This window comes from Haloferax sp. s1 (assembly GCF_058382125.1).
This window is the reverse complement of record NZ_JBZRPK010000611.1, coordinates 1-9722: the sequence shown is the minus strand read 5'-3', so window position 1 is coordinate 9722 and position 9722 is coordinate 1. Positions and strand designations below refer to the sequence as shown.

At 57.5% G+C, this 9722-nt stretch carries 4 protein-coding genes, 1 tRNA gene and 3 rRNA genes; 6 read left to right on the top strand and 2 right to left on the bottom strand.

Annotated elements, in window-relative coordinates:
* Positions 1–477: 477 nt before the first annotated feature.
* The 5 genes from QT222_RS12695 (at position 478) to QT222_RS12675 (ending at position 7086) form a co-directional block, all read left to right on the top strand.
* Positions 478–1950, top strand: a 16S ribosomal RNA gene (locus QT222_RS12695).
* 97 nt (positions 1951–2047) lie between these two features.
* Positions 2048–2119, top strand: a tRNA-Ala gene (locus tag QT222_RS12690).
* A gap of 216 nt (positions 2120–2335) precedes the next feature.
* Positions 2336–5249: ribosomal RNA gene (locus QT222_RS12685) — 23S ribosomal RNA — on the top strand.
* A gap of 117 nt (positions 5250–5366) precedes the next feature.
* A 5S ribosomal RNA gene (gene rrf, locus QT222_RS12680) occupies positions 5367–5488 on the top strand.
* The 16S, 23S and 5S rRNA genes sit together here with 1 tRNA gene alongside, the layout of an rRNA operon.
* A 380-nt stretch (positions 5489–5868) precedes the next feature.
* Entirely contained in the window at positions 5869–7086 is a 1218-nt protein-coding gene (locus tag QT222_RS12675; RefSeq protein ID WP_491477384.1) for a hypothetical protein, read from the top strand.
* A 117-nt stretch (positions 7087–7203) separates the two neighbouring features.
* Here QT222_RS12675 and QT222_RS12670 read toward each other — a convergent pair whose 3' ends face one another.
* Complete coding sequence (locus QT222_RS12670; RefSeq protein WP_004060430.1) at positions 7204–7617, bottom strand: hypothetical protein; 414 nt, start codon at positions 7615–7617, stop codon at positions 7204–7206.
* A gap of 37 nt (positions 7618–7654) precedes the next feature.
* Positions 7655–7993 (bottom strand): DUF8124 family protein, encoded by a 339-nt coding sequence (locus QT222_RS12665; RefSeq protein WP_491477383.1) that lies wholly within the window; start codon positions 7991–7993, stop codon positions 7655–7657.
* A 381-nt stretch (positions 7994–8374) separates the two neighbouring features.
* On the opposite strand from QT222_RS12665, the gene QT222_RS12660 reads away from it, so the two are divergent.
* Complete coding sequence (locus tag QT222_RS12660) at positions 8375–9565, top strand: redox-regulated ATPase YchF (protein ID WP_491477382.1); 1191 nt, start codon at positions 8375–8377, stop codon at positions 9563–9565.
* Positions 9566–9722 lie beyond the last annotated feature (157 nt).

Below are 9722 nucleotides of genomic sequence, written 5' to 3'. Positions count from 1 at the left end.
ACGGCCTTAAATGTAACCGTGGCATTGGAAGTAATGTGAAGAAGCGCACGGGGGCACTCCCCCCGAAGGCTTCGTCCGAACGCCCTTCCGACCCAACGGTCGTCTGGCGCCCACCGGGATGACACACCTTCCCGGGGCTGCCAACGATACGACGGCCTTAAGTGGTCCAAGGCATTTCGGAATAATGCGAACGACACACCGCGATTGCGGGGCGATTCAACGCGTCCCGCCTCACCGGATGCGACCGAACTCGGTTCGATGGGTTTATACCCATCAATCGCCTCGGTTCAAATCCGAAGGACATGAGGATTCCGCCCCTGCGGTACGCCGCAAGACGGTATCTGATGTTAGCCCTAGTAGTTCGGTGACATCCGAACGGATGTCATTCGAACTCGGACCTTTGAACGGTGATTTGACAGCAATACGCTGCCATTCACCCGCCAACACCCCGCGACCAGGTTTAAATGGTCGCGACCCATTCCGGTTGATCCTGCCGGAGGTCATTGCTATTGGGGTCCGATTTAGCCATGCTAGTTGCACGAGTTCACACTCGTGGCGAAAAGCTCAGTAACACGTGGCCAAACTACCCTACAGAGAACGATAACCTCGGGAAACTGAGGCTAATAGTTCATACGGGAGTCATGCTTGAATGCCGACTCCCCGAAACGCTCCGGCGCTGTAGGATGTGGCTGCGGCCGATTAGGTAGACGGTGGGGTAACGGCCCACCGTGCCAATAATCGGTACGGGTTGTGAGAGCAAGAACCCGGAGACGGAATCTGAGACAAGATTCCGGGCCCTACGGGGCGCAGCAGGCGCGAAACCTTTACACTGCACGCAAGTGCGATAAGGGGACCCCAAGTGCGAGGGCATATAGTCCTCGCTTTTCTCGACTGTAAGGCGGTCGAGGAATAAGAGCTGGGCAAGACCGGTGCCAGCCGCCGCGGTAATACCGGCAGCTCAAGTGATGACCGATATTATTGGGCCTAAAGCGTCCGTAGCCGGCCACGAAGGTTCATCGGGAAATCCGCCAGCTCAACTGGCGGGCGTCCGGTGAAAACCACGTGGCTTGGGACCGGAAGGCTCGAGGGGTACGTCTGGGGTAGGAGTGAAATCCTGTAATCCTGGACGGACCACCGATGGCGAAAGCACCTCGAGAAGACGGATCCGACGGTGAGGGACGAAAGCTAGGGTCTCGAACCGGATTAGATACCCGGGTAGTCCTAGCTGTAAACGATGCTCGCTAGGTGTGGCACAGGCTACGAGCCTGTGCTGTGCCGTAGGGAAGCCGTGAAGCGAGCCGCCTGGGAAGTACGTCCGCAAGGATGAAACTTAAAGGAATTGGCGGGGGAGCACTACAACCGGAGGAGCCTGCGGTTTAATTGGACTCAACGCCGGACATCTCACCAGCTCCGACTATAGTAATGACGGTCAGGTTGATGACCTTACCACGACGCTATAGAGAGGAGGTGCATGGCCGCCGTCAGCTCGTACCGTGAGGCGTCCTGTTAAGTCAGGCAACGAGCGAGACCCGCACTTCTAATTGCCAGCAACAGTTTCGACTGGTTGGGTACATTAGAAGGACTGCCGCTGCTAAAGCGGAGGAAGGAACGGGCAACGGTAGGTCAGTATGCCCCGAATGAGCTGGGCTACACGCGGGCTACAATGGTCAAGACAATGGGTTGCTATCTCGAAAGAGAACGCTAATCTCCTAAACTTGATCGTAGTTCGGATTGAGGACTGAAACTCGTCCTCATGAAGCTGGATTCGGTAGTAATCGCATTTCACAAGAGTGCGGTGAATACGTCCCTGCTCCTTGCACACACCGCCCGTCAAAGCACCCGAGTGAGGTCCGGATGAGGCCACCACACGGTGGTCGAATCTGGGCTTCGCAAGGGGGCTTAAGTCGTAACAAGGTAGCCGTAGGGGAATCTGCGGCTGGATCACCTCCTAACGACCGAGACCACCCCGACGGGGTGGCTCAACGCTGATTTCCGAGTTCACACAATGACACCCGTTCGGACACCTTAGAACTACTAGGGCTAACACGGGCCCATAGCTCAGTGGTAGAGTGCCTCCTTTGCAAGGAGGATGCCCAGGGTTCGAATCCCTGTGGGTCCATAGTAAGCAGTACTCCACTCCCGAACAATCGTGCCCCTTAAGTGGGGCAAGACAGTTCGGAAGAATGGATACTGACGACAGATGCACCATCCCGCGCAAGCGTGGTTGGGAAGGGTCGAAAACACGCCTCGGCTATCTCCGAGGGTGTTTGATGAAACCGTGTGTACGTGCAATCCAGGCGTCCACTGGACCCGTTCTCCGGGTCACAGTGACTATATCAACTGGCTACTGTGCCAGCTGGTGGATAGCTCGGCTCGAGAGCCGATGACGGACGTGCCAAGCTGCGATAAGCCTCAGGGACCCGCATGGAGGGAAAGAACTGAGGATCTCCGAATGGGAATCCCCACAGCAATTGCCTAGCGCAATGGGGAACGTTCCGAATTGAAACATCTTAGTAGGAACAGGAAAAGAAAGCAATCCGCGATGTCGTTAGTAACGGCGAGTGAACGCGATACAGTCCAAACCGAAGCCTTCGGGCAATGTGGTGTACGGACTACCCATAACGGACCTGGAATTCACACGAAGTCTCCTGGAACGGAGCGTGATACAGGGTGAAAACCCCGTAGTGTGAAGGAAAGGTCCCGGGGTTGTTCCAGAATAGCGGGGGTTGGATATCCCTCGTGAATTACGCAGGCATCAACTGCGAAGACTAAACACTCCTCGAGACCGATAGCGAACAAGTAGCGTGAGCGAACGCTGAAAAGCACCCCGAAAAGGGCGGTGCAATAGGGCTTGAAATCAGTTGGCGATAGAGCGATATAGCATACAAGGTCGTCTGACGAATGACCTAGAAGCGATTCTACAGTAAGACTCAGACGAAGCCGATGTTATATCGTACGTTTTGAAAAACGAACCATGGAGTGCATCTGACTGGCGAGTCTAAGGGGAGAACCCCCGGAGGCATAGGGAAACCGATACGGCCGCAGTCTTTGACCAGGGCCACCGTCTTCAAGGGCGGGGAGCCAACCGGATGCGACCCGAAACCAAGTGATCTACGCCGGAGCAGGGCGAAGCGTGGCGAAAGCTGCGTGGAGGCCCGTTAGAGTTGGTGTCCTACAATACCCTCTCGTGACTCTGGTGTAGGGGTGAAAGGCCCATCGAACTTGGCAACAGCTGGTTCCAACCGAAACATGTCGAAGCATGACCTCTGATGAGATAGTCCGTGAGGTAGAGCGACCGATTGGGAATCCGGCCTCCGAGAGGAGTTCGCTTCCCTGTCAAACTCCAAACTTACGGACATCGTAGACTCAGGGAGTCCGGTGTGCGGGGTAAGCTTGTGCACCGTGAGGGAGACAACCCAGAGCCAGGTTAAGGACCCAAAGTGTGGATTAAGTGTGATCGAAGATTGTCTCGAGCCCTAAACAGCCGGGAGGTGAGCTTAGAAGCAGCTACCCTCTAAGAATAGCGTAACAGCTTACCGGCCGAGGTTCGAGGCGTCGAAAATGATCGGGACTCAAATCCACCTCCGAGACCTGGCGGCGTGCTATTTAGCACGATTCCGTAGGTTGGCATACTGCATGGACGGAAGTACGGGTGAGAACTCGTATGGACCGTGCAGCAACGAAAATCATGGTCTCAGTAGCAGCGAGAGTCGGGTGTGAACCCCGACGACCTTACGCGCAAGGGTTCCTCGGCACTGTCAATCAGCCGAGGGTTAGTCGATCCTAAGTCTATCCGTAATTCGAAATAGATGAAAGGGAAACTGGTTAATATTCCAGTACCTTCTTGCATTAAAAGTCGACGCTTTAGGAAACACCGAGCGGGGCCTTCGCCCCGTCGAATCACCGAACTTCGTGGAAGCCGTAATGGCACGAAGCGAAAGAATGGTGAGATAGGGAAACTCGGCGGTACCTAGAGCCCGTGAAAAGACAAGCAAGAAGCTCGTACCGAGATCCGACACAGGTGCGCTGGCAGAGTAAGCCAAGGTCTGTCGGGATCAACCGACGTTAGGGAATTCGGCAAGTTAGTCCCGTAAGTTCGCGATAAGGGATACCTGCTCTTGATAGAGCAGGTCGCAGTGACTCGGACGCTCCGACTGTCTAGTAACAACATAGGTGACCGCAAATCCGCAAGGACTCGTACGGTCACTGAATCCTGCCCAGTGCGGGTATCTGAACACCCATTACAATGGGACGAAGGACCCGTCAACGGCGGGGGTAACTATGACCCTCTTAAGGTAGCGTAGTACCTTGCCGCTTCAGTAGCGGCTTGCATGAATGGATCAACGAGAGCGTCACTGTCCCAACGTTGGGCCCGGTGAACAGTACGTTCCAGTGCGGAGTCTGGAGACCCCCAAGGGGAAGCGAAGACCCTATAGAGCTTTACTGCAGGCTGTCGCTGAGACGTGGTCGCTAATGTGCAGCATAGGTAGGAGCCATTACACAGGTACCCGCGCCAGCGGGCCACCGAGGCAGCATTGAAATACTACCCGTTAGTGACTGCGACTCTCACTCCTGGCGGAGGACACCGGTAGCCGGGCAGTTTGACTGGGGCGGTACGCGCTCGAAAAGATATCGAGCGCGCCCAAAGATTTCCTCACGCGAGTCGGGAACTCGTGGAAGAGCGCAAGAGCAAACGGAAGTCTGACAGTGACATTCCCAACGAGTGTCGCTGACGCGAAAGCGTGGTCTAGCGAACCTACGAGGTTCATTCATGGGACCCGTAGATGACAGAAAAGCTACCTTAGGGATAACAGAGTCGTCACCCGCAAGAGCACATATCGACCGGGTGGCTTGCTACCTCGATGTCGGTTCCCTCCATCCTGCCTGTGCAGAAGCAGGCAAGGGTGAGGTTGTTCGCCTATTAAAGGAGGTCGTGAGCTGGGTTTAGACCGTCGTGAGACAGGTCGGCTGCTATCTATTGGGGGTGCTAAGGAACTTGACGTGAACGTTCGTATAGTACGAGAGGAACTACGAATGGGTGCCACTGGTGTACCGGTTGTCCGAGAGGGCAGTTGCCGGGCAGCTACGCACCGCAGGGTAAGAGCTGAAAGCATCTAAGCTCGAAACCTACACGGAAAAGAAGTTCCACTGAGGTCACTCGTAGAAGACGAGTTCGATAGACTCGGGGTGTACGTGTCGAGGCAACGAGACATTAAGCCCGCGAGCACTAACAGACCAAGCCACATTCATACGCACTGAACCCGTGAGAACGGGTCCAGGCGCAAACTGGATTGCACGAACACACGATATATACGGCCCGTCCGATACTGGTGTATTGACAACGGTTCGATTCCGTTGGTCGGCATTACGGCGGCCAGAGCGGTGAGGTTCCACCCGTACCCATCCCGAACACGGAAGTTAAGCTCGCCTGCGTTCTGGTCAGTACTGGAGTGAGCGATCCTCTGGGAAATCCAGTTCGCCGCCCCTACTCATATAGCCTACTGGACACTGTCCAGTGGGCTTTTTTCATTTATAGCGAGCAGTTAGGCTGCTCGCACATACTACTCACCCCTCAGCCGCAGCACTCGGGTGAACACGCAGCGCCCCCTCGTCGAGTGACAACGATAGGGGTCTCTAGACTGGATTGCACGTCGAGACAACGTTGCTACCGGAACTCCGAAGAGGAGGGCAACCACGATTCGGCAGAGGAACTCGTGGACTAGCTCCCGCAGCCGAATTCCCCGATAAAATCGGGGAAATCGACAGACGGAAGCCCGATTCAGAACCCGTTGAATGGCATGAAATTCAGCGAAAACCGGGGTTACGATTACCCCCTTTTACCGTATCAGGGTCGGAAGTGGAGGTTGCATGCGCGGCAGCAAACACATCACCGCAGTCATGGTCGTTGCGATGCTGACCGTCGCGATGGTCCCCGGGACCGTCGGTGCAGCGAGCACCGATGCCCTTCAGGTTGGCGTCACGCAGGACGCCGAGACGGGCAACGCGACGGTGACTGTGACACGGAATAGTTCGGCCGTCGAGAACGCGACGGTCCTCGTGGAATCGAGCGGAAACTACACCGGTAACGGGACGTACGAGACGGATGCAAACGGTACCGTCGAACTTCCCAACCCGAGCGAGCACGTGAACGCGACGTTCACTGTTACTGAGGGGAACAACACGACGACCGAATCTGTTGACCTCATCCCGCTCGACGAGTCGCTCGACATCACCGTTGAGGCAGACGATGCCAACGACACGATAACCGCAACCGTCACGCAGTACGGTGAAGCAGTCGAAGGTGCGTCGGTTCAGGTCAACGGCACCAGCTACGACAACGGCACCTACGAGACGGACGCAAACGGCACCGTCAGTGTCGCCGAGCCGACGACCACGACGAATCTCACGTTCGTCGCCACCGACGGGAACCTCACGGCTGAGTCGACTATCACCGTCGAGGCAGACGACCTCGGCGTTTCCGTCGCACAGGACAGTAACGCGTCGGTCACAATCACCGTGACCGAAGACGGCGAACCCGTCGAGAACGCGTCGGTCACCGTCAGCGGGAACTACACGGACGCGGGTGAGTACGAGACGGATGCAAACGGTACCGTCGACCTCTCCGCACCGCTGCAAACCGTTACGGTCGACGTAACCGCGGAACACAACGACCAGACCGCAGAGACGACCGTCACCCTGGAGGGTGAGGTCGCCGAAGACGACCCATTCGGACAACTCGTCAGCAGCTTTGTCGAGCGTCTCAAAGACAGTGGCTTCGATGGCCCGATGGGTCAGGCAGTCTCCGACTTCGTGACCGAGAACAACCCGGGTAACGCGGACGACAAGCGCCCGGACCACGCCGGCCCGAAGAACAAGACTGACGACACGTCTGCGGGTGACGATGCGCCGGGCAAGTCGGACAACGCCGACAAGCGCGGCCCGCCGGAGCATGCGAACAGCGACAAGAAAGATGCGGAAACCGAGTCGACCGAGGAAGAATCTGATTCCGATGACTCGGATGAAGAGACCGCAGAAGAAGACGACAAGCGCGGCCCGCCGGAAGACGCTGGTCCGAAGAACAAGTAAAGCGTCGAACGGAGGCCGACTTCAGTAACGAACATCCACCGGACGAGTACCGCGGGTCAGAGGCACCCCACTCGCACGCCCCCGCCCGTCGCTGTCAGAGGTCGGCGGTCGGGACTCTCACTCGTCCGGTTCTATTCTCTCAGTATTCACGTCAGCGAGCACACTTGCTTGTGACGGCGTAACGTCGAACCGCCGGACAGCAAGGCGTGCGCCTGCGACCACGAGGTCGGTATCGACGCGCGCCGGAACGCCACTCGGATACCACGCCGAGTCATCGGTCGCTCGCACTGCCGAACGAAGCGAGTCACGGAGACGGCGGTGTGCGAACAGGGTTGAAATGAACGTGAGCGACGCTGCAAGGGCAACGCCCCCGCCGTCAAACGAAGCGTCACTCGTCTCTCTGCGTGCCGTTTCGAGCGCACCGGCGACCGCAAACGACTGTCTCGCGTGGTCGTCGTCGGTGAGCGCGCGGGAGAGAGCGGTGTTTTGTATCTCTCGAATCGCCGCTTCGGTGGTTGGTTCGGTAGTCATCGAGGTATGCTGTTTTCAAACGAGCGTTGCAAACCGGTCACGCATCGTCGAACGACGGAACACGCAGGCTATGGTCGACGACGGTCTCGTCGGGCTGAAGCGAGACTGTCCCGAGAAACACCGTCTCGCCCTCGGGTGCGTTCGTCGCGATAGTCCGGAGGGCAGCCTGCTGGTCGAGGTGTTCCCACGTGACGCGCTCGACGAGTTGTTGAAACGCATCGGGGTCGGTCCACCCCGAGTTGATGTCTGACGGGACGTTGACGACGAACCGAAGCTCAGTTTCGGTGACGTGGATACCGACGCCGAACGTGTCTGCATCCGCTTTTGTGCCCGCTTCTGATGTGCCATCCGTGCCCGTCTCGTCCCGGTCGGTCATTAGCGGGTGTCGGTGGTGTGAGGACAAAGATGCACCGGAGGACAAAGAGGCACTAGTGGACATAGAGGCACCGGACGCTATTACACTCGGAGTCTCCGGATTCGTATTTTGCGTTCTTGGTCTCCGGATTCGTATTTTGCATTCTTGGTCCCCGGGTCCGTCTGCTTCATTCGGGACCTTCGTACTCGTTTGTTGTACCCAAAGTCCCCTACTCGCATAGGCGTCGGAATGTGCTATTTGGAAGTATGTCTTCGGTGGTCGGACCCCGGGAGTCGAATCCACGGAACCCGCCTCTACGACTGCGACAGCGTGGCATTTACACGCATACGCGGACGAACGTCGAACCGTTATTAGCGTTCGAGATACCAGTCCGACCAACGAATGAGTTACAAGATTGGTCTCGTCGGAAAACCATCCGTCGGGAAGTCAAGTTTCTTCAATGCGGCGACGATGAACGACGTGCCTGAAGGCGCGTACCCCTTTACCACCATTGACCCATCTATCGGGGAGGCATACGTCCGCGTCGAGTGTGCGGCCCCCGAATTCGACGAATCGTGTACACCATCGGTCGGCTACTGTTCCCACGGGATGCGTTACGTCCCGGTCAAACTCGTCGACGTTGCGGGGCTTATCCCCGGAGCGCACGAGGGGAAGGGCCTCGGAAACCAGTTCCTGACCGACCTCAACGAGGCGGACGTGCTCGTCCACGTCGTCGACTTCTCCGGCGAGACGGACATCGAGGGCGAAGCCACGGAAGGCCACGACCCCCGAGACGACATCGACTTCCTCGAAAACGAACTCGACATGTGGTATCTCGGCATCCTCGAGAAGGGTATCGACCGATACCGCTCTGGCTACCACGGCGAGGAAAAGGACATCGAAGTCGACCTCGCAGAGCAGATGTCTGCGTTCAAGACGAACAAAGACGAAATCAAGCAGGTCATCCTCTCTTTGGATATCGGACTCGACCCCGACGGGTGGGACGACGAGGACAAGGCTGAACTCGCCCGCGAGATTCGAAAGCGGACGAAGCCGATAATCATCGCGGCGAACAAGATGGACAAGCCGGTTTCGCAGGAGAACTTCGAGGAAATCACGACCGACGAGGACTACGAACACCTCACGTTCGTCCCGACCAGCGCGCACGCGGAGAAGGCACTGAAGAATGCGGATGAGGGCGGCGTCGTCGATTATCGCCCCGGCGACGACGACTTCGACATCGTCGGCGACGTGAGCGACGAACAGGAAGCAGGTCTCGAACAGATTCGCGAGTTCGTCACGGAATACGGCGGCACGGGCGTCCAGCAGTCCCTGGAGAACGCGCTCTTCGACGTAATGGGTGCCATTGCCATTTTCCCCGGCAGCGCAAACGGAAAGAGCGACTCACAGGGCGTCTTCCGCGATTGTTTTATCCTTCCCGAAGGGTCGACGACCGAGGACTTCGCGTACCACCTGCACTCGGACATTGGCGACGGTCTCCTCCACGGTATCGACTGCCACTCGAAGCGCCAAATCGGCTCGGACCACGAACTCACCCACCGCGACGTCGTCGAAATCGTCTCGACGAACTGACCGTCACGGACCGCAACCGCAACACGGTTATACGCGTGGATTCAGGTCCCGGATATGGGTGAGGCCGAAACGGCGGCAGCAACACTCGATGTCGAGGTTGGGGGTCTCGGCGGAGAAGGGACGCCTGCCGATCTGTTCCCGTCTACGTGGGGTGGGG

Excerpts from the sequence above, each read along its gene's own strand:
- QT222_RS12675 (WP_491477384.1), top strand. The coding sequence starts at position 5,869 with ATGCGCGGCAGCAAACACATCACCGCAGTCATGGTCGTTGCGATGCTG.
- QT222_RS12670 (WP_004060430.1), bottom strand. The coding sequence starts at position 7,617 with ATGACTACCGAACCAACCACCGAAGCGGCGATTCGAGAGATACAAAAC.
- QT222_RS12665 (WP_491477383.1), bottom strand. The coding sequence starts at position 7,993 with ATGACCGACCGGGACGAGACGGGCACGGATGGCACATCAGAAGCGGGC.
- QT222_RS12660 (WP_491477382.1), top strand. The coding sequence starts at position 8,375 with ATGAGTTACAAGATTGGTCTCGTCGGAAAACCATCCGTCGGGAAGTCA.